Origin of the sequence: Deinococcus cellulosilyticus NBRC 106333 = KACC 11606 (genome assembly GCF_007990775.1) — a bacterium.
GTDB classification, from domain to species: domain Bacteria; phylum Deinococcota; class Deinococci; order Deinococcales; family Deinococcaceae; genus Deinococcus_C; species Deinococcus_C cellulosilyticus.
Genome location: NZ_BJXB01000013.1, coordinates 113,089 through 137,802, shown reverse-complemented (window position 1 = coordinate 137,802; position 24,714 = coordinate 113,089). Strand labels below are relative to the sequence as shown.

Genomic DNA, 24,714 nt, shown 5'->3' with positions numbered 1-24,714 from the left:
CTTTTGAACGTTCTTAAAGAAAGACGGGACAGGAGGACAGGGAACAATCAGGCACATGTCTTTAGAGTAATCCGAAAACAGAAAAGAGGGAAGAAACTTCCCTCCTGATTCCGGGCTTGAATGTGTTTGCAGCTCTGCCTCAGACGGTGCGCATCACATAGCCAACATGGCGGATGGTGTGGATCAGGCGCTGTTCGCCGTTGGCTTCAAGCTTCTGGCGCAGTTGCTTGATGTACACCTCAACGAGGTTCAGGTCTGCGGTGCTGTGGTTTCCCCACACGCGGGAGAGCAGGTAGCTCTTGCTCATCACGCGTTCGGGTTGCTCCATGAACTCCTGCAGCAACTTGAACTCCAGGTTGGTGAGGGGCACGGTGCGGTCGCCGCGTTTGACACTGAAGGATTGCAGGTCCATGGTGAGGTCCTGGAACTTCAGCACCTGGGACACCTGCAGGCCCTGTCTGCGCAGCACTGCACGGATGCGGGCGAGCAGCACATCAAGACTGATGGGTTTGACCACATAGTCGTCTGCGCCCTCGTTGAGGCCCTGCACCTGTGAACCTTCTTCATCTTTGGCGGTCAGCATGATCACAGGGAGCTTGGGGTGGGACGCCCTGAGTTCACGCAGCACCTGAAAGCCGTCCATGCCGGGCATCATCACGTCCAGGATCACCAGGTTGGGGGCCTGCTGCCGGATCAGTTTCAGTCCTTCGTCGCCAGAGGCGGCCACCTGAACCTGAAAACCTTCGTATGTTAGACCGCGACGCAGGAAGCTTCTCAAACTCGGGTCATCGTCAATGGTGAGTATTCGTTGCATGCTGTCTCCTCTCCTGAGCTTAAAGCATGGGAGGTCGATTTGTCTCATCTGGTTTCAGTTTGGCTTCAGTTGTCTGCTGATTTATGCAAGTGAGTGGGATGTGTGCATTGCTAAAGGCTTTTCTGAGAGAATTTAGGGGATCTTTAGTAAAATGAGCATTGTTTTTCAGAACCAGTTGCTACTCTAAACTCAGAACTGCGAGAGATCTACTCAAAGACGAAGCAGGGTTTTGGTAAGGTGCACTTGTTGCAAGCAACAAGATAGCAAATCTTACAATTAAAGATCTTAAGCAGTTACTTAGAGGAGGTAATCACTATGGATTGGGTCATTGCTATTTTGGTCGGTGCGTTGATTGGTTGGCTGGCAAGCCTCGTGATGAGAACAGATGCCCAGCAGGGCGCCATCGCCAACATTCTCGTCGGTATCATCGGTGCCGCTCTTGGACGCTGGATTTTCGCTGACGTCCTGAACATCGGTGGTGCTGCTTCTGCCGGGGGGTTCTCCCTCGCCGGGATTTTCTGGGGCATTCTGGGTGCCATCATCCTGATCTGGATTCTGCGTGCCTTGCGTGTCTTCAGATAACATAACTTTAGACATCATCTTCAGGTCTGAATTGACCTCATGCGGGTCTGACCCTCATCAGAACACTCAACCTCACAATTCGTCGCCTGCTTCAGGGGAGCCATAGAGCTCCCCAATTTTGGGTTGAAGGCTTTGAGGCGAGGACCTGAGGCCAGGGCGCGCCCCTGCACTTCCCTGACCCTTTTGGTTTTTTGAATTGATGCGGCTCTCGGCGTCCTGGCAACCTCAGCCCTGCTTCTTCCCGATGTGCCACACTGGGGCATGGAGTGGCTTTTTTACATCCTGATGGTGCTGTTCTTTTTTGCACTGCCTGCGATGATTGTCCATGCAATTCAGAGTTCGAGGGCCAGGGCGCAGCAGGAACAGCTTGACACCCTCAAAAAAGAACTGTCCTTTTTGCGGCGTCAGGTGGCAGAGTTGCGGCAGCAGGTTCAGGCCAGTGCAGGACCCTCTGCTCAGGTGCCTTCTGAGAAAGAGTTGCTGGAACAGCCTCCACTGCCTGCTGATCCTCCAGGGGCATCAACGGAACCTGTCCCTGCATCCCCACTGGTGGAGGAGACCTCTCCACCCTCTGCAGGCGAAACACCACCACCGCCTCCACCTTTTCCTGGCCGTCCGGCTGTTCCTGCTTCCCAGCGGGTCAGGCCAAAATCTGCCCTGGACCAGCATGTGGACCCGATGGGCTGGTTGCTCAGGTTTTTCACAGGAGAACGTGCTCTGGTGCGTCTGGGTGTGCTTCTGGTGCTGCTGGGGATGGGCTTTCTGCTCAAACTCACGGTCAGTCAGGACCTGGCGGTGCCGTTTAAACTGCTGATTGCAGCAAGCTGTGCTGGCATTCTCTTTGGCTGGGGCTGGTACGTGCGGAGGACCCGCAAGGTGTTCAGTGTGGCATTGCAGGGCGGTGCACTGGGCATCCTGTACTTCATGGTGTATGCGTCCAGTGTGCTGTACGGAATTCTGTCCTTTACGGTCGGACTGCTGCTCTGGCTCCTGGTGGGCCTGATCGGTGGAATTCTGGCCCTCAGACAGAATGCGCAGGTGCTGGCAGTGGTCAGCGTGGTTGGGGGTTTTCTGGCCGCCATTGTGATGCGGACGGGCAACCTGTCTCTGACCCCTGACCTGATGGGCCTGGTTTTCATGTACTACACGCTGCTCAATGCGGGTATTGTCTGGCTGTCTTTCCTCAAGTTGTGGCGTTACCTCAATGTGATGGGGTACCTGTTCACCTTCCTGATCGCAAGCCTGTGGGGGGTGCTGGAATACACTCCGCAATATGATTCGGTTGCACAGCCTTTCCTGATTGTCTTTTTCCTGATGTACACCCTGACACCGCTTGTGCATGCCCTCAGGCGCAATTCGGGCAGGGCAGATTACAGCCTCCTCCTGTCGGTGCCCGTGCTGACCCTGGTGCAGCAAGCTGCCCTGCTGGGAGGAAGCCGCACTGGTGTGGCCGTCAGCAGCCTGACCATTGCTCTTGTGCAGTACGGGCTTTACCTGTACACCCGCTCTCGCAGTCTGACCCCTCTGGTGGTGGAGACCTACCAGACCCTCACCATTGGTTTTGCGGTGCTGGCGGTGCCCCTCCTGACCAGTGCCCGGACCACCAGTGCCATCTGGACCCTCGCAGGGGTTCTGCTGGTGGTGTTCGGGGTGCGGGGTCGAAATCGGGTGCGTCGGGTGTGGGGAACGGTGTTGCTCTACCTGTCTCTCGGTGCCCTCCTGATGGGCTGGATCTCTGGCTGGATCTCTGGGGTGCCGGGTCAGCAGCCGTACATGGTGCTGTCCAGCCTGATCTGGACCAGCATTGCCCTGCTTTTTGCAGGGGTGTTCCTGCAGCAAAACAACTTCGCCGGGCTGGCCAGAGGCCTGCTGATCACGGGAGGAATCAGCTGGATTGTGGCTGCCATTGATGTGGCTTTCCTGCTCTATCCCGGGCAGATGGTGTTTTCCACCATCCTGCTTCCCCTCAGCCTGTTCCTGCTGGTGCTGCATGTGGTTGCACGGCAATACCAGGTCCAGACCCTCTCCAGATTTGACCCGGTGTTGCCTGTGTGGGCAGCCCTCAGTGCTCTGATGGGGTTTCTGGGAGATGAAAGGCCCCTGGATCGGGAAACCCTGCCTGCCTGGGCGATCTATTTTGTGGTGCAGTATTATTTTCTCTTGACCTCCAGATGGTCTGTACAAACCGAGAAGTTGCTTCATCTGGTCACCACCTACCTGCTGTTTGGCCGCCTGATGGTGCTGGTTGGTGCTCTGCTGGATGCAAGAGATCTGGGCATCTATACCTGGGTGCTGGTTCCTCTGGGGTTCTACTGGGGGCATGTGCTTTTCTGGAACAGGTTGCCTTACACCCGCAAGTACCCTGACCTGTACCGGGATGGGGTCATGCTGCCCTTGCAACTCCTGCAGGCCGGAGTGTTCCTGTTCCTGATGATCCAGCCTCCAGGGTTGCCCTACCTGCCCTTCCTGAACCTGCTGGAAGGAGCACAGGTGGCCCTTTATGTCACACTCTTTTACCACCAGTTGCCCTGGAACACCACCCCTGCAAGCCGCAGGTTTCGCAGAAATGCCCTGATCCTGGGTGGCGTGCTTGGGGTCAGCGGCATGATTGTGCGTTTCATGCACGCCCAGTTTGGGGTGCCCTGGGACTTTGGCAACATTGTGGACCACAACAACACCCAGACGGTGCTCTCCATCTTCTGGAGCATCACTGCCCTGATCTTCACGGTGTACGCCAACCGCTCCCGTGATCGGGACCTGTGGACCATCGGGGCGGGCATTCTGGTGTTTGTGGTGGTCAAACTCTTCATTCTGGACCTCTCAGGCAGCGACACCTGGGCCAGGGTGATCAGTTTCCTGGGTGTGGGACTGCTGCTGCTCTTCATGGGCTTTGTGGCCCCCGTGCCCCCCAGAAAAGAAGAACCCCATTCAAAGGAGGAACAGACATGAAGCTTTCAGGGAATCAATTGCAGGCGGCCCTCCAAGCCCTTTCAGGGTGGCAGGGAGAGGACACAGGAATCGCAAAAGAATTCACCTTTCAGAGTTATGCAGATGGGGTGGCTTTCGCCATGAAAGTGGCCCTGCTGGCCGAAAAAATGAACCACCACCCGGATGGGCTCACCATTGGCTGGAAGAAGGTCCGGGTGGTTTATGTGACCCACGATGCAGGAGGGGTCACCGAACTTGACGTGGAAGCAGCCAGGAAAGTGAATGCCCTCTAGAGGAACTTCTTCCAGTTTCCGCTGTCCAGTCAAGAGATGCTGCGCAACTTGTCCACCCAGCGGCTCAGGGGTCTCTCTGCCCAGCTCACATCTTCTTGATTCTTGCCTAAAGGACTGTACAGTCCTTTAGGCTGAGGGAAGCGAATGAGAAGGTCAGAAAAGTTGAGGTGCGTACAGCTCATTTTGTAAAGATCAATAGAGGGCAGGTCTGCGGATCAGAAAGAAAAGGTGTTGCAGGTTCATCAGCAGGAGGAGACTGAATTTCACGGCAGGCTTCCAGCATGGGTGTAGAGGCCTGCAACGGGATGCCCTCCAGATCATGGGATGGATCTTCCCATCCACAGGCACCCCAGTCGATCCGTCCTGCAAAGCTCCCGCCTTTGTGGACCATCACCTTGGTGCCCTGCATGTCTTCATGTCGGAATGTGTGCTGTTCTCCGGGCAGAGCGTGGGCCATCCGTCGGGGCACCCCTCTTGATGCTGCAGGGCATGCCCCGATCTTTTCATCCATCGGCGAGACCGCCCATTTTTTTATTGCTGATCTTCGTCTTTGACCACCACACCCAGCAGGTGGGCAAGCTCTGGAAGCTGTGCAGTCTCGATGATGGCCCCCTGCAGGTTTTGCACCTGCACCCGAAAGCCCTGCAGCATGCTTCCCCGAAAGTCGGTTTCTTCCAGTTTGCATTCCCTCAGGTTGGCGCGGGTCAGGTTGCAGTCCCTGAAGACGGCTTTGCGCAGGTCTGCAGCATCAAAGCTGGCATCGGAGAGGTTGGTGTTCCTGAAATGCACCTGCTTGAAGTTCCCCTGCCAGAAGCTGAGCCTTGCATCGCAGCCCTCCAGAATCAGGTGGCTGGATTCAAGGTCCACAAACTGGGCTCCAAGCAGGCGGCACTGGTGGAAGCGCACACGGGTCAGACCAGCCTCATTCCACTTCAGTCCAGAGAGGTTGCAGTGTTCCATCAGCACGTCCTGAAAGCGGGCCCACTCCCACCGGGTTTCACTGAGGTTGCTGTCTGTGAAGTGGACCCCCTGGAAGCTGACTGCATCCACCTGGGTGCCAGACCAGTCGGTTTCCAGCATCAGAGAGTGGTAACTGCTCTCAGAAAGCAGGTCAGGGGTTTCCGGGTTGAGTTTTCTGGGCAATCTGGGCAGGGTTGGCTTGGTCATGGCAGGTTTTCACATGAAACAGAATCAAATCTCTGTTTTTCACTATAGCTGAATTCTATCCAGGTGTGGCCGGGGCCAGCAAAATCCCCAGCAGATGATTGAACTGCTGGGGATCACCTTTGCTCTGGTACCTCATCAGCAGGGCCATGAGTTCACGCTGCAATGCTTTGGCTTCCTCTGCAGAGAGGTGCATGGGAAGCCAGTTCAGCATCACTGCCGGGTAATTGGCCCCTGTCATTTCACTGAACTGCCAGTCCTGCTCGGTGGGAGCCAGATCCATCAGCACCCGACCCTCTGCAACATAGAATCGCATGAACCACTGTCCCATGTGCGTGCCCGAGGTGGAACGGGCCAGACCCTGCAGTGCCAGAGACCGCAGGGGATCATCCAGGGTGCGAAACACCTCCACCTGATCGGCAAAAGGCAATACAGAAAGCCGGATGCGGTAGGCCCCGGAGGTGGCACGGTAATGCTTGATCGCCCTGCCTTTGCGTTTCTCCTCCTGCACCACCTCGATCAGGCCTGCGAGAAGCAGTTTCTTGATGCGGTACACCGTGGCATCCAGAGCCCACCCGAGCGTTGTTGCCACTTCGGTTGCCGTGGCCGATTTCAGCATCAGGATTTCCAGGGCCTTGCGCTGCTCCCGGGTGCTGAGGGCCTGCGCCATTTCAGGTGAAGTGAGCTCAAACCAACTGGAATCTGGCCGTGTCATTTCCAGTAGTGTAGCCCGATACTGCAGTCAGGAGGTCAAAATGAACGCTCGAAGCAAATCGGTGGTGATTCTGGTGGCTTTTGTGCTTGCCAGCATGTTGATGGTGGGGCTTGCCCAGTCCCAGCAGGGATTCAACCAGCTGGTGCTGGTGGTGTTTGGGGCTGCCCTCTTCACCAGTGGGGTCAGCAGTTTTGTGGTGCTGGAGCTGTCTCGAGAAGAAAGAACCCTGCAACTGAAAACCAGAAACGCACACCCGTAGGGTCCTGGAACATCCCCGCAAAACAACAGCATCGCTGAATGGGCAGCGTTGGCTGGGAAAGCTGTCAGCCCTCAGTGATCAGCACCAAACTTGTGCTTTCTCCACTGACAGCAACAAGGGAGGTCATGTCCTCCAATCCAGCTCAAGCCTTTGCATGTCTGCTGGCTGACTGCTGCCCGTTCCATCTTGTTATGATGCCCATATGTCCGTCCCCGAGTTTCACCTGAACATCAACGACCCTGATTTTGTGCGTGATCCTTACCCCACCCTGCAGCGCCTCAGAGATGAAATGCCTGTGTTTTTCGATCCGGTGTGGGGCAAGCATTTCTTTGCCCGTTACGATGACATCTCCAGCATCCTGAGGGACAGACGGTTCGGGCGCAGCATCCTGCACATCCTGTCCCGTGATGAACTGGGTTGGCCTCCAGTGGACCCTCGCCAGAAGGAATTTGAGGCCTTCAACAGCACCCACCTGCTGGACCGTGAGCCTCCAGACCACACCAGGCTCAGGGCACTGGTGTCAAAAGCCTTCACCCCCAGACGGGTGGAAGCCCTGACTGAACGCATTCAGGCCATTGTGGACCGCACCATCGATGGTCTCAAGCAGAAAGACAGCTTCGATTATGTGGAGGAATTCTCGGAGCCTTTGCCTGTAACGGTGATTGCTGAATTGCTGGGTGTGCCCGGGGAGCACCGCCACAAGCTCCGTCCCTGGTCTTCGGCCATTGTGAAACTCTACGAGCTGGGATACACCGAACAGCAGCAGATCGAGGCGAATCAGGCCACCATCGAATTCTCGGCTTTCCTCAAAGAACTTGCAGAGGACCGCAGGATCAATCCCGGAGACGACCTGATCACCGCTCTGGTGCAGGTGGAGGAAGAAGGGGACAGGCTCACCGAGGATGAACTGATTGCCACCTGCATCCTGCTCCTCAACGCGGGCCACGAGGCCACCGTCAATGGCAGCACTGCAGGCATTCTGGCCCTGATGCGCCACCCGGAGCAGTTTGACCTGCTCAGAGAAGAAGCCCAGAAAGAGGGGCACACCACCCCCCTCTTCAAGACCGCCATTGAAGAGATGCTCCGGTATGACACCCCTCTGCCGATGTTTGAGCGTTATGTGCTGCAGGACATGGATTTTAATGGGGTGCAACTCAAGCAAGGGCAGGAGGTCTGTTTGCTGTACGCTTCGGGGAACCGGGACCCCAGAAAATTTGACAGGGCAGATGAACTGGTCCTCACCCGTGAACAGAACCCCCACCTGACCTTTGGACTGGGCATCCACTACTGCCTGGGCGCACCTCTGGCCCGGCTGGAACTGCAGGTGTCCATCAAGACCCTCCTCAGGCGCATGCCTGACCTGCAACTGGTCCAGCCAGGTGCCCCCACCGAGTATGTGGGAGGGTTTGTGATCCGGGGGATCAAGAACCTCGAAGTCCGGGGTTAAGATCCAGAAATAAAAAAGAGGGAAGCTGCTGGGCTTCCCTCTGAACTTTGTCTGGCTTTCTCGATGTGAGGTCAAGTGCTGGCAGTTGCTTCTTGCTGTGAACGGGCAACTGTGAACTGTGGACTTGCTCAGATGGGCTCTGCCGTGTTCATCTGAGCAGGACTCGCAAACTTACAGAAGGGCTTTCCGAATGCGAGCCACCACCCGCTCCTTCCCGAGCAGGCGCAACATTTCTCCCATGTCCGGGCTTTCCATGGTGCCCGCGATGGCAGCACGCACAGGAGGCATCACCTTGCCGAGTTTCAGGCCTGCTTCTTCTGCGTAGGCCTTGAAGAGGTCATGGGTGGACCCATGGGAGAAGTCTTCCAGGGCCTGAAGCCTGGGCAGCAGGGCTTTCAATACGTCCTGGCCACTGTTGATGTTGTTCTGGGCTTTCTCGTTGACTGCGTAATCTTCAGTCCAGAAGAAAAGGGTCTTCTCCCAGAACTCACTGAACACTTCAATTCGGGGCAGCATGAGTTTGACCACACCCTTGAAGAAATCATCGTTGGGTACAGCATGACCGTGTTCCTGCAGGTGCTGTTGAAGACGCTCTGCCACAGTTTCAAAAGGCAGCACTTCACGGATGTACTGGGCATTGAGCCACTTCAGTTTGTCCCAGCCAAACACCGAGCCCCCCAGGCTGATGCGGTCAAAGGTGAAGGCTTCCGTGAGGTCCTGAAGGCTGAAGATTTCCCGTCCGTCAGGCATGGAGAAACCCATCATCCCGAGGTAGTTCAGCAGGGCTTCGGGCTGTACCCCTTCTTTTCTGTACCACTCCACAGAGGTGTTGCCTTTGCGTTTGGACAGTTTGGTCTTGTCCGGGTTTTGCAAGAGGGGCATGTGAATCCAGCGGGGCTCCTGCCAGCCAAAAGCCTGATAGAGCACCACATGGATGGGAGCGGAGGGAATCCACTCTTCACCACGGATCACATCGGTGACGCCCATCAGGTGGTCGTCCACCACCACAGCAAGGTGATAGGTGGGGAAACCATCGCCCTTGATCAGCACGGCATCTTCCACCCCTGCATTGTCAAAGCTGATGGCTCCACGCAGTTCATCGCGCAGGATGGTGCTGCCCTCTCGGGGGGCTTTCAGGCGGATCACATGACGCTCTCCGGCAGCCACACGCTTGCGGGCCTCTTCAAGTGGAATGCTTCTGGCCCGACCATCGTAACCGAGATTGATGTTGCGGGCACGCAGGCCTTCACGGATGGCCTGGAGTTCTTCAGGGGTCTCAAAGGCGTAATATGCCTGACCTGCTTCCAGAAGCTGCTCTGCGTACTTGTGGTAGTTTTCCAGACGCTCACTCTGGCGGTAGGGGGCGTTGGGTCCACCCACATCGGGCGCTTCATCGTAAGGAATGCCCAGCCAGCGGAACATCTCCAGAATGCGTTTTTCAGACTCGGCGTTGTACCGGCTGCGGTCGGTGTCTTCGATGCGGACAATGAACTTTCCGCCATTCTTCTTCGCCCAGATGTAATCAAAGAGGGCCTGGTAGGCCGTACCGACGTGTGGATCGCCGGTGGGGCTTGGGGCAATGCGAGTCACAACCATAAAGAAGAGAATACCGCAGGGAGTGGTCGGCTGTCAGGGGTCGGCACTCTTCAGTTCTGGCACCTGACTTTCCCTGATCGTCTTACTTTCCCGGTGACAAGTCCTGTATCCAATTGAACTCCTCTTGCAGTTGTCTAACCAGCGGGTATAGTAAAGGCATGCCCAACTACGCCCTGACCATCGGGAATGTCACCCGAGAATTTCCCTATGTCCGTGTGAATGCCAACTCCACCCTTCCCATCGTGGAACTGGTGGGAGACTGGGAACTGACCAACGCTGTGGCCGATGAGATGGTCAAACTGCTTCCCAAAAAATTCGATGTTCTGCTGACCAGCACCGTCAGTGGCGTGCCCCTGACACACGCCATTGCAGAACGGGTGAAAAAACCTTACGCTGCAGCGCGCAAGCGCCGCCGCACCTACATGCAAGACCCCCTGATCCAGGCGGTGGACAGCATGACCCTGGGGGTCAATGAGACCCTCTGGCTGGATGCCCGCCAGGCCGAGAAACTCAAAGGCAAAAAGGTGGTCATCATCGGGGATGTGGTGGTGACCGGAAGCACCCAGGTGGCCCTCGCCAGACTCACCGAACGTGCAGGAGGCGAAGTGGTGGCTTACGTTGCAGCGTTCAAACAGGGAAAATCCCAGATTGATGTCAAAGCTGCTGTGGAATTGCCCTCCTGAGGATCGAACTGTCCATTGCCCGCCACAACTGGCGGGTTTTTTGTTGCGGGTTCAGATCCTGTAAGTCATCACACCATCTCATCAAAGACGCTGTTATGTTGAGTCATGCAACTCGCACAGGTCAACATTGCCCGTCTGCTGGCCCCCATTGACAGTCCGCAACTCGCCGATTTCGTGTCCAGACTGGATGAGATCAACGCCCTCGCTGAAAACACTCCAGGCTTTGTCTGGCGTCTGACCGGAGAGGGCAACGATGCCACCAGCCTGCGTCCTTATGAAGACGAGATGATCATTGTGAACATGAGCGTCTGGCAGGACATCGAGTCCCTGAAAAATTACGTGTACAAAAGCGACCACACCCAGGTGATGAAAGAGCGCCGCAAGTGGTTCGAGAACATGAAGGAAGCCTTCATGGTGCTGTGGTGGATTGAAGACGGCCACATCCCCACCGTGCTGGAAGCCAGAGACCGCCTGGAACACCTCAGGCAGCATGGCCCCACCCCCCATGCGTTCACTTTCCGGCAGACCTTTGCCCCCGAGACAGCAGAAACCCCCCTTGCTGGGGGGTGATGGGGCTCCAGTTCAGGGCAGTTCAGTACAGGGCCAGATGGTTCCGGTGCACCACCTCATCGAAGTCCTTGTACCCCAGGATTTCTTCGATTTCTTCGGTGTGCCTGCGGAAGATGCGCTGCACCTCATGGGCGGCATAATTGACGATGCCCTGCCCGATGGGGCCATGTTCGCCTTCCAGACGCACGATTTCGCCGTACTGGAAGTCTCCTGCAATGCCTGTGATGCCTTTTGGCAGCAGGCTCTTTCCGCTTCGGAGGGCTTTTTCTGCCCCGGAGTCAATGAACAGGCTGCCTTTGCTGGGCTGATGCAGAATCCAGCCTCTGCGTGCCGTGTGTTTCTGGGCACGGATGCGGGTTCCGGTGTCGGCCCCCTCAAAGAAGGCTTTCAGGCCCATCCCCCCTCCGCCGATGATCAGGGTGTCAATTCCGGCTTCTGAGGCGATCTGTGCGGCTTTCAGTTTGGTGTGCATGCCTCCGGTGCCTCTGGATGAGCCTGCGCCTCCTGCGAGGTGCAGCACTTCTGCGACGTTTTCGACCAGAGACAGCCGTTTTGCAGTGGGGTCCACTCTTGGGTTTGCCGTGTACAGTCCGTCCACATCGGTGAGGAGGATCAATTCGTGGGCCTCGCACAGGTAGGCCACCCAGGCACTGAGGGTGTCGTTGTCGCCCAGACGCAACTCCTGTGTGGCAACCGTGTCGTTCTCGTTGATGATGGGAACCACGCCCAGCTTGAATGCAGCTTCCAGGGCGTGTTTGGCATTGACGAAGCGCTTGCGGTCCTGGATGTCTCCGGCGCTCAGCAGGATCTGGGCCACGGCATGGGGAGCAAAGACTTTCGCCCACTCCTGCATCAGTGCAGCCTGACCCACAGCAGCCAGAGCCTGCTTTTCAGGGAGGGTGCGCGGACGGGGGACGTTCAGGAGCCCACATCCTGCAGCCACCGCTCCAGAGGACACCACCGCAACTTCTGCGTCCAGGGTTCCCAGGGCAGAAGCGATGGCCTGCAGCCTCTCAGGTTCGATGCGTCCGTTTTCGTCCGTCAGGCTGCTGGAGCCAATTTTCAGGACGATCCTGCGTTTCATCGGACCTGCCCTTCTCCCCGGATGCGGTACTGGATGGTCACCATTTCCCTGAGGCCCATCGGTCCTCTGGCGTGCATTTTCTGGGTGGAAATGCCAATCTCGGCCCCGAAACCAAATTCAAAGCCATCGGTGAAACGTGTGGAGACATTCACATAAACTGCGGCAGCGTCCACTTCGTTCTGGAACTGCTCGGCGGCTTTCAGGCTCTCGGTGACGATGGCCTCACTGTGCTGGGAACCGTAGGTGTTGATGTGGTTGATGGCCTCATCGAGACCCTTCACCACTTTCACAGCGATGATGAGGTCCAGAAACTCGGTGCTCCAGTCCTCTTCGGTGGCGGCCACCACACCAGGGGCATACATCTGGGTGTCCTCATCCCCACGGACTTCCACACCTGCATCCCTGAGGGCTTTGACGGCCCTGGGCAGGAAGGCAGAAGCGATCTCCTGATCGACCAGCAGGGTTTCCAGGGCGTTGCACACGCCTGGACGCTGGGTCTTGCCGTTCATCAGGATTTTCAGTGCGCTGTTCAGGTCAGCATCCCGGTGCACGTACAGGTGGCAGTTGCCCACCCCGGTTTCAATCACGGGCACTTTTGCGTTCTGCACCACATGGTTGATCAGGCCTGCACCTCCCCGGGGAATCACCAGATCCACAAAGCCCCTGGCGGTCAGCAGTTCGGTGACGCTGGACCGGTCGGTGGAGTCGATCAGGGAAATGGCGTTCTCATTGAGGCCAGCTTCTTTCAGGCCCTCGCGCATGGCTTTCACCAGTGCACGGTTGGAGTTCAGGGCGTTGCTGCTGCCACGCAGGATCACAGCACTCCCTGCTTTGAGGCACAGGATGGCGGCGTCCACGGTCACGTTGGGCCGGGACTCATAGATCATCCCGATCACCCCGAAAGGCACAGTCACTTTCTCAATCTGCATGCCCTGGGGGTGACGCCACCCTTCAAGAACGCGGCCCACCGGATCAGGCAGGGCAATCACCTGATCAATGGCCTCTAAAATCCCTTCCATGCGTTTTTCGGTGAGGGTCAGACGGTCCACCAGGGCAGCACTCGTGCCTTTCTGGCGTTCGTTTTCCACATCGATGCTGTTCTCTTTCAGAATTTCAGGGATGTGGGCAGCAAGGTGTTTTTTGATGGCATTTAAAGCATGATTGCGGTTCGCCCGCGCAAGGGTGCGACTGGCGACTCTGGCTTGTGTGAAAAGCTCTTTGAGCATGAGAACAGTATAAAAGTGCCCTGCAAAAACCACGCCGATCAGCCTATATCTACCAGAGGGTGCAAAGGCTAAACTGTGTGGCATGCAAAGAGTCCGTGCCATCCTGATTGAAAAGGACCATGTTGCCCTGATTCACAGAGAAAAAATGCTGGAGGGTGCTCCGGTGCAGTATTACGTGTTTCCTGGAGGAGGAATTGAGGCAGGGGAGACCCCTGAGGAGGGTGTGCGCAGGGAAATTCTGGAGGAACTGGGGCTGGAAATTGAAGTTTCCTCCCTGTTCGCAGAATTGCATGGACAGTCTCACGAAGGCTTTTTTGTATGCAAGGTCAGAGGAGGCACTTTTGGGACAGGTCAGGGACCGGAGTTCTCAGGCCTGGGAAATGGCACTTATACCCCAGTGTGGGTGCCCCTGAGTCGGCTTGCGGATTTGCCTGTGCTGCCTGAAGCTGTGAAAACCAGGCTGCTGGAGACCCACTTCTGACCCCATGAAAACACCCCCGACCTCTGGCCGGGGGCGGAAATTTTCAAGTCTCAGTTGGCGTCGTTCTGGAGTTCTTCCTGAATGATGTCGCGGATGGTTTCCACGCCGTCGGTGCTCAGTTCGGAGATTTCCTGGCCAATCAGCTTCAGGGCTTTGCGGAAGGCCTGGCGGTCCAGGTCAGGCAGGCCACGCTCGATGTTCCAGCGGCGCAGTTCTGCAGCCAGGGTGGCAATCTCGAAAGGGTTGCCGGTGGCGAGGATGTCGGTGACCTTGCGGTGACGGGCGGACCACTGGCGGGGCAGGGGGTAACGGCCCTGGGTCAGGCGGTTGAGGATTTCGGGCACGTCCTTCTCGTTGAGGGCTGGACGCAGGTTGGCTGCAGACTCCACAGGCACGTAGGCCTTGGAGGTTCCATTGGGGAATTCCACCTGGTAGTAGGAGCAGGTGGTGTTGGCAACGCACTTGGTGGAGATGCCGCTGACCACTCCAACGCCATAGGGGGGAAGCACGACACGGTCACCTGTATTGTAAAGGTACTTTTTCACACTAACACCCTTTCCTGATGCCCCTATAAAAGGAGGAGGGGCATTGTTCCAACACAAAAACAGCCCAGACGTGAGTTCGGGCTGTTGTTCGCTAGACTGCTGTGGGGTTCTTGGTGATCATTTGCACATTTTCGAGGTTAGCGATTGTATACAAATGACCCATAAAGGAATTCTAACAGAAAACTGTCAGCATGGCAACCCTGTAATTATTGTGTAAGTTACAAAAAAAGCCGTTCTGATGCGAAAATAAACCGTCTGAGAGCGAATATTTAACGTTCTTCAAGTAATAAGAAAAAATTTTCACAATGTCTTTTCATTAAAAGAAAAATTAGAAAAATTTGCTGAGTCTAATGAAAAAGCACCCCCTTGCAGACACCCAAACTTTGCAGAACAGAAGAGGAGGCACCGGATTCACGGTGCCTCCTCTTCACGATCTAAAGATTCTTTGGTTTCTTTAGAGTTCTTAGTTTTAAGCCGTCCTGCTTTGCGTGCAGCCTCCATCAGGAGGTATTCGATCTGGCCATTGACACTGCGGAACTCATCAGAGGCCCAGCGTTCCAGAACATCAAACAACTCGGGCTGGATTCTCAGCGGGAAACTCTTGCGCCCACTCAACAGCTCTCACCTCCTCAGAAACGGGGGGCAGGGCCATCTCAGTAAAGGCTGCCGGCATTGATCACTGGCTGGGTGCTGCGTTCTGAGGTGAGGACGACCAGCAGGTTGGAGACCATCTGGGCTTTGCGCTCCTCATCAAGCTCCACAATGTGCTCATCGGAAAGTTTGGTGAGGGCCATCTGCACCATGCCCACTGCACCTTCCACAATGATCTGACGGGCCGCCAGAATGGCACTGGCCTGCTGTCTTTGAAGCATGGCATGGGCGATTTCAGGGGCGTAAGCCAGGTGGGAGAGGCGGGCTTCCAGGATCTCCACGCCAGCGGCAGTCAGGCGGGCCTGCAACTCATCGCGCAGCGTCTGCACCACCTCGTCGGCATTGCCCCGCAGGGACAGGCCACTGGTGTCATGGTCATCGTAGGGGTAACGGGCGGCCAGGTGGCGCAGCGCTGTTTCGCTCTGGATGGCCACAAAGTCCTTGTAGCTTTCCACATCGAAGCTGGCCTTGGCAGAATCCACCACCCTCCAGACGATCACAGCAGCAATCTCAATGGGGTTGCCGTGCAGGTCGTTGACCTTCAGTTTCTCGCTGTTGAAGTTGCGGATCCGCAGGGAGATGCTCTTTCTGGAGGTGAAGGGGTTGGTCCAGTACCACCCGTTCACCCGATTGGTGCCCACATAGCGACCAAAGAGGGTGGCAACCACGGCCTGGTTGGGCTGCACCAGATAATTCCCGAACAGCAGGAAGAACCCCACCACCACCACCAAGGTGCCCCACAGGGGACCATTGCCTTCCTGACTGAACAGGTAAAGGCCTGCTGCAAAAACCGCCAGATTGACAAAAAACATCACGGCTCCGGGCAAACTGATCAAACGAATTTCTTTGCTTTCCATGACTCCTCCTATATCGAAATGATATCACTTTATACTAAGTAAAAGTTCATCATTTGCACACAAGTTGAGGTCTGGTGTCTGACAGCCAGAGACCTGAAAAGAGACAAAAAACCTTTTTTGGACGCCTATCATGAAAACATGTCTCCACAGCGGCACCGCCCATACCTGCATCAGGTCCTGGTGTTCGTCGCCGGGGTGTACCTCCTGGCGTGGTGTGGAGCCCTGCTGCTGGTGGTGGTGCCTGTGGTGGAATGGATCTCCACCTCCACGCTCACTCCTGTTCAGGTGTTGCAGATGGGGTCTGGAATGCTGCTCCTGTGGATCACCTTTCCCAGACACCGGCCCTTTCAGCCTCCAGGGCCACAGTTGCACCTGAGAGATCACCCGAGGCTCCAGGCCTTGCTGTCAGAGATCGCTGAACAGACCCATCAACCCCTGCCAGACGAGGTGTACCTGATGCTGGACAACAATGCCTGGGTGCAGGAAAGCACCTTCCTGGGATTTCAGGGAAAACGCAGGATGGGTCTGGGCCTGTCCCTGATGCAACAGCTGACTGTGGAGGAATTCCGGGCTGTGCTGGCCCACGAATTTGGTCATTACCACGCCGGAGACACCCGCATGGTCCACCTGGTTCATGGGGCACGGCATGCCATTTTGCGCATCCTGCATGCCCAGAATGAAGGCCACACTCCCATGTTGCACAGGCCTTTTCTGTGGTACGGGAGGCTCTTTCTGCAGATGACCCAGCGCATGTCCAGAAGACAGGAGTACGCTGCAGACCGCATTGCTGCCCAGCTGACCAGCCCGGAAATCATGGTGCAGGCCCTGAAAAAAGTGCATGACCTCGGGGCCACCTTCGAGGCCTACTGGCAGATCGAGGTGATTCCTGTGCTGAATCTGGGTTACCAGCCGCCCATCTTGCAGGGCTATCAGCATTACCTGCAGGGTTCTGGCCTTCAACATCACCTGCAGGATCTCTCAGAAGAACCAGAAGACCCCTATGACACCCACCCCAGTTTTGTGTGCCGGGCAGAAGCCCTCAGGAATTTACCCCCAACCCACCTGAAGGACCTCACCCCGGCAGCCCTCACCCTGCTTGAACACCCGGAGGTTCTGGAAACCCTGGTGCTGCAGCATTTCGGTGGTGAAGATGCGTCCCGGTTCCAGGCCATCTTGTGGACCGAAGTGGGAGAAAAAGTCTGGGTGAAGATCTGGCAGGAGCAGCTTTCCCTGTACCAGGGTGCCTTCTGGGACCTCACCCTCCGAACGCTGGCTGGACGGCTGGACCAGTACGGGGTGAAACACCAGCTTCTGCACAAATTGCAACCCTGGAATGAACCCGAAGATGAACAGGCCTGGCACAACCTGAGGGTTCAGGTGCTGCTGGCCCTCCACCGCCAGGGCTGGACGGTTCAGACGCTTCCGGGAGACCCGGTGGTGTGCCAGAAGCAGGACTGTTCCCTGAGGGTCTTTGAAGACGTCTGGAACATGCGCTCAGGCCAGTTGCTGCCTGCCCACTGGCTCAAAGACCTGTGGAATGCAGGTGTGGATGTGGATGCACCACTGACCACCAGCAAAGCCTTTATGGCCTGACCCCCTTACCTGCGCACCTGTTCTCTCCACTGGATGAAACGGTGCAAAAAAGGCAGGACCGCTTTCAGCTTCAGACCCAGCCAGAAGACCTCAGAGGGAAAAATGGAGGTTTCGTTGCGTTCAATGCCCTTCAGGATGGCCCTTGCCACCTCTTCTGGGGTCTGGCTTGGGTAGGGAAGGGGTGTTCGAGCACTGGCTTTGCCAAAAAAGCCTGTCTGGGTCGCAATGGGGTAGACCAGCACCAGCGATCTGGGATCAGAGAGCTGCCAGCGGTAACTGTCTGCAAAAGCATGCAGGGCGGCTTTGGTGGCCGAATACAGGGCATACTTCGGAAGTGGAATGTACGCCATTGCTGATGAGGTGATCACCACCCGGTAAGGCTTCTGGCGGTTCAGGGCCTGCATGCCCAGCGCAGCATCAATGGCCGCGTACACATTCACCTGAAAAATCCGCTCCAAATGGTCCTGGTCTGGATTTTCCAGGGTCTCGTAGTAGGCAAAGCCTGCATTGGCAAAAAACACATCCACCCGACCCATCCGTTCTACAGCCTGCTGCAGGATGTGCTCTGTTGTGCCCTTCCCGGCAAGGTCTATGACCAGAGGAAGAATTTTGTGGGGAGCAGGGAAATCAGTGGGCTGTACAGCAGTCAGATCCACAGCGACCACCTGCACGTCTTGTTCGCACAGCAAGGTCAGCAGAGCACGTCCAATTCCGGACGCTGCCCCTGTCACAACGATTTTTTTGCCTGTGAGTTCCATGCCTTCAGCTTAGGGGAAATGGAGCATTCACAGACCATCAAGCCTCTCGCTGCAGTTTCACATCCATGATCCTGCATGGAGTTGATCTGTGAACCTTGCTGCGATTTTCAGGTTTCCTGTGGTTTTCTCACCCCTTCGTTTCTCTTCCCGGTGTTCTGGATGTTTAAACATACGCTGATGGATTTAGACCGTTTTGATTTCGATGTGACATCTGGCTCATGGGCAAAGCAGGCCAGAGAATTATAATCAGGGCATATGAATCGCCCCCTGATGTCCCGTGCCTTGCTGGCACTCATGCTGATGATTGGTTTTTATGCGCTTGCTCTGGGAATTGGACTCTTTTTGTTGCTCTTGCCGGTGTTTCTCACCCTGTGGAGCCACAGTTTCAACATTGGACTCATCAAAATTTACATTCTGTCTTTCATTGGTGGTGCGATCATCATCTGGAGCATCCTGCCCCGATTTGAACGGTTTCAGGCCCCCGGTCTTAAACTCAACCTGAATGAACATCTGCCCCTCAAACGGATGTTGCAGGACCTCAGCGCAAAAACCGGCCAGAAGATGCCCGATGAGGTGTACCTGATTTTTGAAAACAATGCCTGGGTGCAGGAGAACCTGGGATTTCTGGGCCTTTTCAGGAAACGGCGCATGGCGGTGGGACTTCCCCTGATGCACATGCTGACCGAGCAGGAATTCAAAGCGGTGCTTGCCCATGAGTACGGCCACTATCATGGAGGAGACACCCGACTCGGGGCCTTCATCTACCAGACCCGTTCAGCGCTCTTTCGCACCGTGCAGAACATGTCCGACAACTTCATTGGCAAGATCTTCATTGCCTACGGCAACATGTACCTGAAACTGACCCACGGCATCTCCAGGGCCCAGGAGTACCAGGCGGACCGTTTTGCTGCAAGCCACACCAGTGCTGCGGCCATGACGGCTGCCCTGCAGAAGGTCGGGCATCTTGGGGGAAGCTTTGACCACTACTGGAGCAGTGAAGTGGTCCCCATCCTGAATTCTGGTTACAAACCTCCCATCATGGGCGGTTATTACAGCTACCTTGAGGTCCCCAGAATCCAGGACTTCTGGAAAAACCACTACGAGCAGAGCAACGAAGAAGAACACGCCCTGCAGACCCACCCCAGCATGCACAAACGCATTGAGGCCCTGGGCAAACTGGACCCCACCCCTGAGCCTCCCTCTGAACAGTTTGCCCTGAACCTGCTCCGTGATCCCGCCCAGCAGGAACTCAACCTGCTGAAATTCCTGGGTGGACAGGAAGCCTTCAGCAAGTTGCAGAACATTGACTGGGACACCGTGGGTGAACAGGTCTGGATGCCTTTCTGGAGAGAAGCCAGCGCAAAGCACCGCCACCTGTTTGTCGGGCAGACCCTGGAGAACATCACCCTGCAACTGCTGGATGACACCCGGCGCTTCCGGCTCTTTGAAAGCATGCGTCACCCCAGTGACCCCCAGGGGGACGGTTACCCCTGGATGGTGGTGCGTTTCCTGTTCGCTGTAGGCCTGTATGACCTGGGATGGAAAGTGGAGGCCCGACCTGGAGCCAGCGTGCAGTTCTCAAAAGACGAACAGGTGCTGTGCCCCCTTGATGACCTCACCGAAATGCAAAACGGTGAAAACAGAGGCCTGTGGCTGGAAAACCTGCGCAAAGCAGGCATGGAGCATGCCATTTTGTTCAAATATTAGGAGGATGCAGAGAAAAAAGATCTCCCTCTGAAACAGCAAAAAGCCTGGAGGCCCACCTCCAGGCTTTTCTTGATGGGTTCACCTCTCGATGAAGTCGAATTTCGCCCCGAGTCTGGTCATGTGGTCAAAGAAGTCCGGGTAGCTTTTGCGGATGTGGTGCGCTCCGGTGATGGTGATGGGCTGTTTGGCCCGCAGACCCAGAATGGTGAGCATCATGATCATGCGGTGGTCCCCGTGACCGTCCACAGTGATGCCTCCTTCCAGGGTTTCTTTGCCGGTGATGCTCAGGCTGTCTTCGGTCTCGCTGGCAGAGAGACCGAGTTTCTGCAGTTCTGCGCGGGTGTCGCTGATGCGGTCACATTCCTTGAGGCGCAGGGTGTACACATTCTCCCAGGTGGTCTGGCCTTCCGCACTGGCGGCAGCAGCACTCAGGGCCTGCACGGCGTCCGTGAAGAAGTCCCCATCGGTCACCACGGCTTTCAGGGGCTTGCCTCCGCGCACGGTCACGGTGCTGCCTTCACGGGTGATGTCTGCGCCCATGCTTTTCAGCACATCGATGCTCAGGCGTTCCCCTTGCAGGTCATGCTCATGCAGGTTGTGGATGACCACCTCTCCGGGCATCACTGCCGCAGCACTCAGCAGGGCACTGCTTCCAGGGTAATCTCCGGGCACGGTCACTTCTGGTGCATGGTAACGCTGCCCACCCGCAATGGTGATGGTGCGGAGGTCCTCGCTGTGGGACACCTCCACCCCGAAAACCCTCAGCGTCTCAATGGTCTGCTTGAGGGGACCGGGGCTCTTGATGTCCCCGAGCAGGGTGATCTCCAGCCCATCAGGCAGCAGGGGAGCCAGGAACATCAGGCCCGAAGTGTACTGGCTGGACAGACTGGCATTCACGGACACCTTGCCCCCTTGCAGGTTGCCCCAGATCTCGATGGGCATCTTGCCGTCCAGGGACGTGGTGCGGGCTCCCAGAGACTCCAGGGCTTTCAGCAGGTCCCCGTGGGGCCTTTTCCCCAGGCTTTCAGGGTAATCCGTGATGAACTTCGTGTAGCTGGTCAGTCCAGCGAGGGCCATCAAAAACCGGGCCACTGCCCCCGCGTTGTGTGGGTTGAGGGTCTGCTGGTCCAGAGGACGGTTCCCAAAACCCCTGACCCGCATGTCTCTTCCTTCGGGAATGAGCTCGGCCCCCCAGGTTTGCAGGCATTCCTGCAGGGCATGGCTGTCCTCACTGGTGGCCACCCCCCGAACCAGGGTTTCTGTGCCAGAGAGGGCCGCCGCAATCAGGTAACGGGTGGTGTAATTCTTGCTGGGTTGCGCGGTCAACTCACCCCGCAGTTCGGACACGGGGTGAACCACCACATCAAATTTTTCGTACACAACTCACCTCTAAAAAAAGAGCAAAGGGCGAAAAAGGAATCCCACAAGGTGGGCACCTGGGTTAACAAGCACTTTACTTCAGATGGGGTTTTGAGGTGGGTTGATGTTTATTCAGTTGCAGACACCGTCAGGTTCCTCTGTAGGCATGTGCAATGATTTCGCGCATCCCATAGAGGTCCCCCAGAGATGCAAAATTCGCCTTGGTTCCCAGCGGATGACTGAAGAAGAACACATGTCCTGCAACAACCCTTGCCACTTCTGGGTCCAGATTGAAAATCAGGTGGGGTTTGGCATGGACGGTGTTGAAACGCAAAGCCCAGCCCTGGCCACTGGCTGCTGGAATGATTACCGTGTCTTCCTCTTTGTGGCAGGTGATGTTGCAGTCCAGAATCTCTTTGAGGCTTTCCAGAACAGCCTTTTCATCTTCCAACAGGTCGGGCAGTGGAGCTGGGGCAGGTTCTGTGCGGGATTTGCGTGTCAGTGCAGGAGGAGTAGGTTTCGTCGCTGGAGGAGGGACAGGTCCAGTTCCCGCTGTGTTTCCCTGAATTTCGCCCAGTGCGTTATGGATGGCGGTTCTGAGGATGGGCAGGTAACGCTCCACCACCCGGGAGGTGATGCGCTGGCGCAGGTTGAGTTCCTCCACCACAAAGCGCACAAAATTCTCCGAGGGGTTCTGCAACTGGTTGTAGATGTAGGTGGTGATGTTTTGCAGGCACATCACCTCTTCGGCCAGACTGCTGATCGAGGAAGGCTGGTACTGGGATCGGGTGAACCGCTGCAGGAGTTCAAGGTCGCTGCTGTCATGGTCCAGCACATTGAAGACCATGAAGGCCTCACTGTCCATGATGTTGCGGTCTTTGAGGTCGGTGAAAAACCGGTACTCGATCCCATTGGTGACAATCGCCACCCTGGCGGTGGGTGTCGAATTGAAATAGCGGGCCAGTTGACCACTGTAGATCTCGGTTTTCTGGTTGTGGGCTTTGGCCTCAATCAGCATGGAGACTTCGCCATCCACAATGATGGCGTAATCCACCTTCTCGAACTGTCCACGTTTCCGGGCAGAAAAATCTGCTGCGTACTCAGGTCTGACTTCCGTAGGGTTGTAGACGTCGTACCCCAGAATGCCCAGAAAAGGCAGGATCAGGGCATGTTTGGTGGCCTCTTCCCCCTGAATGTGGCTGATCCGGGAGGGAATCTGTTTGGCGAAATGGTCCAGGCTGGCAGCAAGATCCATGTTGACTCCTTATTCAAGAGTCTAGTCCTTCTTTGTTTCTGGAAGCTGACAAATGGGATCAGGGATTTTCCTTAGTTGATGTCAGCTTGACTTTGGATTCCCGCCATTTCCTTTGCCCTTTCGAGCACCTGATCAAACATTACTGCTGTCAGCCTGCCTGTTGCTGTGTTTTGCTGGCTCACATGATAGGAGTCAATGAGCCATGTTCCATCGGGCAGCAGGTGTTCTGCTCCGTGTTTGAAGGTGTACTGCGAGGGTTTCCATCCCATCGCCCGGAGGAAATATTCATGCCCGATGGCTCCGATGGCGAAAGTCACCTTGCGCTGCTTCAGGCGTTCAAGGTCGAGTTTCAGCCACTTCTGGCAGTTGCGGAGTTCTTCAGGGGTGGGTTTGTTGTCCGGTGGGGCGCAGCGAGCAGAGGCAGAGATGAAAACACCACGGAGTTCGAGTCCATCGTTTTTGTGCTTTGCAATGGGCTGGTTGCTCAGTCTGGCACGAAACAGGGCAGGGTAGAGGAAGTTTCCGCTGGCATCTCCGGTGAACATCCGCCCGGTGCGGTTGGCCCCGTGGGCACTCGGGGCGAGGCCCACCATCACAATCCGGGCCTGATCGTCACCGAAGCCCGGGACGGGCCTTCCCCAGTAATCCTCATCCCGGTAGGCTTTGCGCTTTTCCTGTGCCACCTGTTCTCTCCAGGCTTTCAGTCTGGGGCAGAGGGCGCAGGAGAAGTATTCTTCGGGGTAATCCATGTTGCCCATGATACGCATGCAGCCTGATTGAAAGCTGCAATTTTGCTGACCACTGAGAACTTTTTGTTGCAAACTCCGCCTTTCAGCCCCGTTTCCCCGTTTTGACAGAGGACCACAAATCCCACATTTCCGGCGTGCAAAGAGCGTACAATGGCCTTTGAACCTGCCTGCGGGGAGGTCTCGCATGTGCGCCAAAGGGAGGGCTCAGATGTTGCAACCCATGCATTACGCCACACTGGGTGGTGGTTGTTTCTGGTGTCTGGAGGCAGTCTTTCAGCAGATCAGAGGAGTGCTGCACGTGGAATCCGGCTACAGCGCAGGATTCACCGAGGACCCCACTTACCAGCAGGTGTGTGCCGGTGTGACCGGGCACGCAGAGGTCGTCAACATCACCTATGATCCTTCTGAAGTGACCTATAGAGAGCTGCTGGAGGTGTTTTTCAGCATCCATGATCCCACCACCCTGAACCGTCAGGGGGCCGATGTGGGAACCCAGTACCGCTCCATCATCCTGTTCCACAATGAGGACCAGAAAGAGGTGGCTGCAGAGGTCATCCGTCACATCGATGCGCTGGGCATCTATGATCGGCCCATCGTGACCGAGGTGAAGCCTCTGGAGGTCTTCTACAGGGCGGAGGATTACCACCAGAATTTTTACCTGAACAATCCCGGTCAGGGTTACTGCCGTGCGGTGATTGCGCCCAAGGTGGCCCATTTTCGCCGCACCCATCTGGAAAAACTGGCCCGCTAAGACCTGAAGATGCTGCCGCCTGGAAAGACCAGGCGGTTTTTCAATAGGCCAAATCAAGGACTAAAAATATCCTGGATATCTGTTATCCTTGATTTAGGCATGAGGAGATCATGCAGATCAGGAGGACGTATGAACACCCGCATCAGCCCCCACCAGACCCACCCCGAAGCCTACGCCACCATGCTGCAGATGGAAAACTTCATCCGGAGCACCTCCATCAGCGCCCGACTGCGGGAACTCATCAAAATCCGCGTGTCCATGATCAATGGCTGCTCCTACTGCATTGACATGCACACCCGTGACGCCGTGAAGTATGGCGAGACGCCCGAGCGCATTTACCTGCTCTCTGTCTTCGAGGAAGTGCCCCACTTCAGCCCAGAAGAAAAAGCGGCCCTCAAAATGGCAGTGGAACTCACCCTGGTGCACCAGCATGGCCTGAGTGAAGAGACCTACCAGGAAGTGGCCCGCCACTACACCCCACAGCAGATCATGGAACTGACCATGATCACCGTGACCATCAATGGCTGGAACCGCATTGCCAAAGCCACCAACATGCTTCCGGCCCTGCCCCAGGAAGCCTGAAACCCGATCCATCAAGAACATCCATCAAGAAAGGCACTTGCGGGTGCCTCTTTTTTGTTTCTGGA

Annotated in this window: 25 protein-coding genes; 12 read left to right on the top strand and 13 right to left on the bottom strand. The window is 56.3% G+C overall.

The window, feature by feature from the left end:
- Window positions 1-139: 139 nt before the first annotated feature.
- The gene (locus DC3_RS15215) at window positions 140-814 is read right to left on the bottom strand and encodes a response regulator transcription factor (protein ID WP_146885733.1); all 675 of its coding nucleotides are present in this window, start codon (window positions 812-814) and stop codon (window positions 140-142) included.
- Between the two features lie 315 nt (window positions 815-1,129).
- On the opposite strand from DC3_RS15215, the gene DC3_RS15210 reads away from it, so the two are divergent.
- The 3 genes from DC3_RS15210 to DC3_RS15200 all read left to right on the top strand — a co-directional run bounded on the left by DC3_RS15210 (window position 1,130) and on the right by DC3_RS15200 (window position 4,617).
- The gene (locus tag DC3_RS15210; RefSeq protein WP_146885731.1) at window positions 1,130-1,396 is read left to right on the top strand and encodes a GlsB/YeaQ/YmgE family stress response membrane protein; all 267 of its coding nucleotides are present in this window, start codon (window positions 1,130-1,132) and stop codon (window positions 1,394-1,396) included.
- A gap of 261 nt (window positions 1,397-1,657) precedes the next feature.
- Window positions 1,658-4,345: a DUF2339 domain-containing protein gene (locus DC3_RS15205; protein WP_146885729.1), complete on the top strand. Its 2,688-nt coding sequence runs from the start codon at window positions 1,658-1,660 to the stop codon at window positions 4,343-4,345.
- Window positions 4,342-4,617 carry a 4a-hydroxytetrahydrobiopterin dehydratase gene (locus DC3_RS15200; protein ID WP_146885727.1) on the top strand — a complete coding sequence of 92 codons (276 nt, stop codon included), beginning with the start codon at window positions 4,342-4,344 and terminating at the stop codon, window positions 4,615-4,617. Before DC3_RS15205 ends, DC3_RS15200 begins: the two co-directional genes overlap by 4 nt.
- Before the next feature lie 531 nt (window positions 4,618-5,148).
- Here the strand turns inward: DC3_RS15200 and DC3_RS15195 are convergent.
- On the bottom strand, window positions 5,149-5,784 hold the full coding sequence (locus DC3_RS15195) for a pentapeptide repeat-containing protein (RefSeq protein ID WP_146885726.1): 636 nt from the start codon (window positions 5,782-5,784) through the stop codon (window positions 5,149-5,151).
- A gap of 55 nt (window positions 5,785-5,839) precedes the next feature.
- Entirely contained in the window at window positions 5,840-6,496 is a 657-nt protein-coding gene (locus DC3_RS15190) for a winged helix-turn-helix domain-containing protein (protein ID WP_146885724.1), read from the bottom strand.
- Between the two features lie 40 nt (window positions 6,497-6,536).
- On the opposite strand from DC3_RS15190, the gene DC3_RS15185 reads away from it, so the two are divergent.
- Both DC3_RS15185 and DC3_RS15180 read left to right on the top strand, forming a co-directional pair.
- Complete coding sequence (locus DC3_RS15185; protein ID WP_146885722.1) at window positions 6,537-6,755, top strand: hypothetical protein; 219 nt, start codon at window positions 6,537-6,539, stop codon at window positions 6,753-6,755.
- 202 nt (window positions 6,756-6,957) lie between these two features.
- Window positions 6,958-8,202: a cytochrome P450 gene (locus tag DC3_RS15180; protein WP_146885720.1), complete on the top strand. Its 1,245-nt coding sequence runs from the start codon at window positions 6,958-6,960 to the stop codon at window positions 8,200-8,202.
- A 171-nt stretch (window positions 8,203-8,373) separates the two neighbouring features.
- On the opposite strand, the gene gltX is transcribed toward DC3_RS15180, so the two are convergent.
- Entirely contained in the window at window positions 8,374-9,798 is a 1,425-nt protein-coding gene (gene gltX / locus DC3_RS15175; RefSeq protein ID WP_146885718.1) for a glutamate--tRNA ligase, read from the bottom strand.
- A gap of 158 nt (window positions 9,799-9,956) precedes the next feature.
- Between gltX and DC3_RS15170 the strand changes: the two genes are divergently transcribed.
- Both DC3_RS15170 and DC3_RS15165 read left to right on the top strand, forming a co-directional pair.
- Window positions 9,957-10,481 (top strand): phosphoribosyltransferase family protein, encoded by a 525-nt coding sequence (locus DC3_RS15170; protein ID WP_146885716.1) that lies wholly within the window; start codon window positions 9,957-9,959, stop codon window positions 10,479-10,481.
- A gap of 105 nt (window positions 10,482-10,586) precedes the next feature.
- Window positions 10,587-11,051 carry a DUF3291 domain-containing protein gene (locus tag DC3_RS15165; RefSeq protein WP_146885714.1) on the top strand — a complete coding sequence of 155 codons (465 nt, stop codon included), beginning with the start codon at window positions 10,587-10,589 and terminating at the stop codon, window positions 11,049-11,051.
- A gap of 22 nt (window positions 11,052-11,073) precedes the next feature.
- On the opposite strand, the gene proB is transcribed toward DC3_RS15165, so the two are convergent.
- Complete coding sequence (gene proB / locus DC3_RS15160) at window positions 11,074-12,135, bottom strand: glutamate 5-kinase (protein WP_146885712.1); 1,062 nt, start codon at window positions 12,133-12,135, stop codon at window positions 11,074-11,076.
- On the bottom strand, window positions 12,132-13,361 hold the full coding sequence (locus tag DC3_RS15155) for a glutamate-5-semialdehyde dehydrogenase (protein ID WP_146885710.1): 1,230 nt from the start codon (window positions 13,359-13,361) through the stop codon (window positions 12,132-12,134). Before DC3_RS15155 ends, proB begins: the two co-directional genes overlap by 4 nt.
- Window positions 13,362-13,443: 82 nt before the next feature.
- Here DC3_RS15155 and DC3_RS15150 point away from each other — a divergent pair, with 82 nt between their 5' ends.
- Window positions 13,444-13,842: an NUDIX hydrolase gene (locus DC3_RS15150; RefSeq protein WP_146885708.1), complete on the top strand. Its 399-nt coding sequence runs from the start codon at window positions 13,444-13,446 to the stop codon at window positions 13,840-13,842.
- A gap of 50 nt (window positions 13,843-13,892) precedes the next feature.
- Here DC3_RS15150 and DC3_RS15145 read toward each other — a convergent pair whose 3' ends face one another.
- The 3 genes from DC3_RS15145 to DC3_RS15135 all read right to left on the bottom strand — a co-directional run bounded on the left by DC3_RS15145 (window position 13,893) and on the right by DC3_RS15135 (window position 15,895).
- Window positions 13,893-14,387, bottom strand: a complete 495-nt coding sequence (locus DC3_RS15145; protein ID WP_146885706.1) for a CarD family transcriptional regulator — start codon at window positions 14,385-14,387, stop codon at window positions 13,893-13,895.
- A gap of 411 nt (window positions 14,388-14,798) precedes the next feature.
- The gene (locus DC3_RS15140; protein ID WP_146885705.1) at window positions 14,799-15,002 is read right to left on the bottom strand and encodes a type II toxin-antitoxin system antitoxin; all 204 of its coding nucleotides are present in this window, start codon (window positions 15,000-15,002) and stop codon (window positions 14,799-14,801) included.
- A 38-nt stretch (window positions 15,003-15,040) separates the two neighbouring features.
- Entirely contained in the window at window positions 15,041-15,895 is an 855-nt protein-coding gene (locus DC3_RS15135) for an SPFH domain-containing protein (RefSeq protein ID WP_146885703.1), read from the bottom strand.
- Window positions 15,896-16,033: 138 nt separating this feature from the next.
- Between DC3_RS15135 and DC3_RS15130 the strand changes: the two genes are divergently transcribed.
- Entirely contained in the window at window positions 16,034-17,488 is a 1,455-nt protein-coding gene (locus DC3_RS15130; protein ID WP_146885701.1) for a M48 family metallopeptidase, read from the top strand.
- 5 nt (window positions 17,489-17,493) lie between these two features.
- On the opposite strand, the gene DC3_RS15125 is transcribed toward DC3_RS15130, so the two are convergent.
- Window positions 17,494-18,246: an SDR family NAD(P)-dependent oxidoreductase gene (locus DC3_RS15125; protein ID WP_146885699.1), complete on the bottom strand. Its 753-nt coding sequence runs from the start codon at window positions 18,244-18,246 to the stop codon at window positions 17,494-17,496.
- A 255-nt stretch (window positions 18,247-18,501) separates the two neighbouring features.
- Between DC3_RS15125 and DC3_RS15120 the strand changes: the two genes are divergently transcribed.
- A complete protein-coding gene (locus DC3_RS15120; RefSeq protein WP_146885697.1) occupies window positions 18,502-19,953 on the top strand; it encodes a M48 family metalloprotease in 1,452 nt (483 codons plus the stop codon).
- A gap of 78 nt (window positions 19,954-20,031) precedes the next feature.
- On the opposite strand, the gene aroA is transcribed toward DC3_RS15120, so the two are convergent.
- The 3 genes from aroA to DC3_RS15105 all read right to left on the bottom strand — a co-directional run bounded on the left by aroA (window position 20,032) and on the right by DC3_RS15105 (window position 23,316).
- Complete coding sequence (aroA, locus tag DC3_RS15115) at window positions 20,032-21,333, bottom strand: 3-phosphoshikimate 1-carboxyvinyltransferase (RefSeq protein ID WP_246130688.1); 1,302 nt, start codon at window positions 21,331-21,333, stop codon at window positions 20,032-20,034.
- 127 nt (window positions 21,334-21,460) lie between these two features.
- Window positions 21,461-22,567 carry a type I restriction endonuclease gene (locus DC3_RS15110; protein WP_146885695.1) on the bottom strand — a complete coding sequence of 369 codons (1,107 nt, stop codon included), beginning with the start codon at window positions 22,565-22,567 and terminating at the stop codon, window positions 21,461-21,463.
- Window positions 22,568-22,638: 71 nt separating this feature from the next.
- Entirely contained in the window at window positions 22,639-23,316 is a 678-nt protein-coding gene (locus DC3_RS15105) for a uracil-DNA glycosylase (protein WP_246130686.1), read from the bottom strand.
- A gap of 208 nt (window positions 23,317-23,524) precedes the next feature.
- Between DC3_RS15105 and msrA the strand changes: the two genes are divergently transcribed.
- Window positions 23,525-24,067, top strand: coding sequence for a peptide-methionine (S)-S-oxide reductase MsrA (gene msrA / locus DC3_RS15100; protein WP_186816058.1), 543 nt, complete (start codon window positions 23,525-23,527; stop codon window positions 24,065-24,067).
- Between the two features lie 129 nt (window positions 24,068-24,196).
- The gene (locus tag DC3_RS15095) at window positions 24,197-24,649 is read left to right on the top strand and encodes a carboxymuconolactone decarboxylase family protein (protein WP_186816057.1); all 453 of its coding nucleotides are present in this window, start codon (window positions 24,197-24,199) and stop codon (window positions 24,647-24,649) included.
- The last annotated feature ends 65 nt before the right edge of the window (window positions 24,650-24,714 follow it).

What these genes read in the sequence shown, in the direction of transcription:
- DC3_RS15215 (WP_146885733.1), bottom strand. Translation starts at nt 814, where the DNA reads ATGCAACGAATACTCACCATTGACGATGACCCGAGTTTGAGAAGCTTC.
- DC3_RS15210 (WP_146885731.1), top strand. Translation starts at nt 1,130, where the DNA reads ATGGATTGGGTCATTGCTATTTTGGTCGGTGCGTTGATTGGTTGGCTG.
- DC3_RS15205 (WP_146885729.1), top strand. Translation starts at nt 1,658, where the DNA reads ATGGAGTGGCTTTTTTACATCCTGATGGTGCTGTTCTTTTTTGCACTG.
- DC3_RS15200 (WP_146885727.1), top strand. Translation starts at nt 4,342, where the DNA reads ATGAAGCTTTCAGGGAATCAATTGCAGGCGGCCCTCCAAGCCCTTTCA.
- DC3_RS15195 (WP_146885726.1), bottom strand. Translation starts at nt 5,784, where the DNA reads ATGACCAAGCCAACCCTGCCCAGATTGCCCAGAAAACTCAACCCGGAA.
- DC3_RS15190 (WP_146885724.1), bottom strand. Translation starts at nt 6,496, where the DNA reads ATGACACGGCCAGATTCCAGTTGGTTTGAGCTCACTTCACCTGAAATG.
- DC3_RS15185 (WP_146885722.1), top strand. Translation starts at nt 6,537, where the DNA reads ATGAACGCTCGAAGCAAATCGGTGGTGATTCTGGTGGCTTTTGTGCTT.
- DC3_RS15180 (WP_146885720.1), top strand. Translation starts at nt 6,958, where the DNA reads ATGTCCGTCCCCGAGTTTCACCTGAACATCAACGACCCTGATTTTGTG.
- gltX (WP_146885718.1), bottom strand. Translation starts at nt 9,798, where the DNA reads ATGGTTGTGACTCGCATTGCCCCAAGCCCCACCGGCGATCCACACGTC.
- DC3_RS15170 (WP_146885716.1), top strand. Translation starts at nt 9,957, where the DNA reads ATGCCCAACTACGCCCTGACCATCGGGAATGTCACCCGAGAATTTCCC.
- DC3_RS15165 (WP_146885714.1), top strand. Translation starts at nt 10,587, where the DNA reads ATGCAACTCGCACAGGTCAACATTGCCCGTCTGCTGGCCCCCATTGAC.
- proB (WP_146885712.1), bottom strand. Translation starts at nt 12,135, where the DNA reads ATGAAACGCAGGATCGTCCTGAAAATTGGCTCCAGCAGCCTGACGGAC.
- DC3_RS15155 (WP_146885710.1), bottom strand. Translation starts at nt 13,361, where the DNA reads ATGCTCAAAGAGCTTTTCACACAAGCCAGAGTCGCCAGTCGCACCCTT.
- DC3_RS15150 (WP_146885708.1), top strand. Translation starts at nt 13,444, where the DNA reads ATGCAAAGAGTCCGTGCCATCCTGATTGAAAAGGACCATGTTGCCCTG.
- DC3_RS15135 (WP_146885703.1), bottom strand. Translation starts at nt 15,895, where the DNA reads ATGGAAAGCAAAGAAATTCGTTTGATCAGTTTGCCCGGAGCCGTGATG.
- DC3_RS15130 (WP_146885701.1), top strand. Translation starts at nt 16,034, where the DNA reads ATGTCTCCACAGCGGCACCGCCCATACCTGCATCAGGTCCTGGTGTTC.
- DC3_RS15125 (WP_146885699.1), bottom strand. Translation starts at nt 18,246, where the DNA reads ATGGAACTCACAGGCAAAAAAATCGTTGTGACAGGGGCAGCGTCCGGA.
- DC3_RS15120 (WP_146885697.1), top strand. Translation starts at nt 18,502, where the DNA reads ATGAATCGCCCCCTGATGTCCCGTGCCTTGCTGGCACTCATGCTGATG.
- DC3_RS15110 (WP_146885695.1), bottom strand. Translation starts at nt 22,567, where the DNA reads ATGGATCTTGCTGCCAGCCTGGACCATTTCGCCAAACAGATTCCCTCC.
- DC3_RS15105 (WP_246130686.1), bottom strand. Translation starts at nt 23,316, where the DNA reads ATGGATTACCCCGAAGAATACTTCTCCTGCGCCCTCTGCCCCAGACTG.
- msrA (WP_186816058.1), top strand. Translation starts at nt 23,525, where the DNA reads ATGTTGCAACCCATGCATTACGCCACACTGGGTGGTGGTTGTTTCTGG.
- DC3_RS15095 (WP_186816057.1), top strand. Translation starts at nt 24,197, where the DNA reads ATGAACACCCGCATCAGCCCCCACCAGACCCACCCCGAAGCCTACGCC.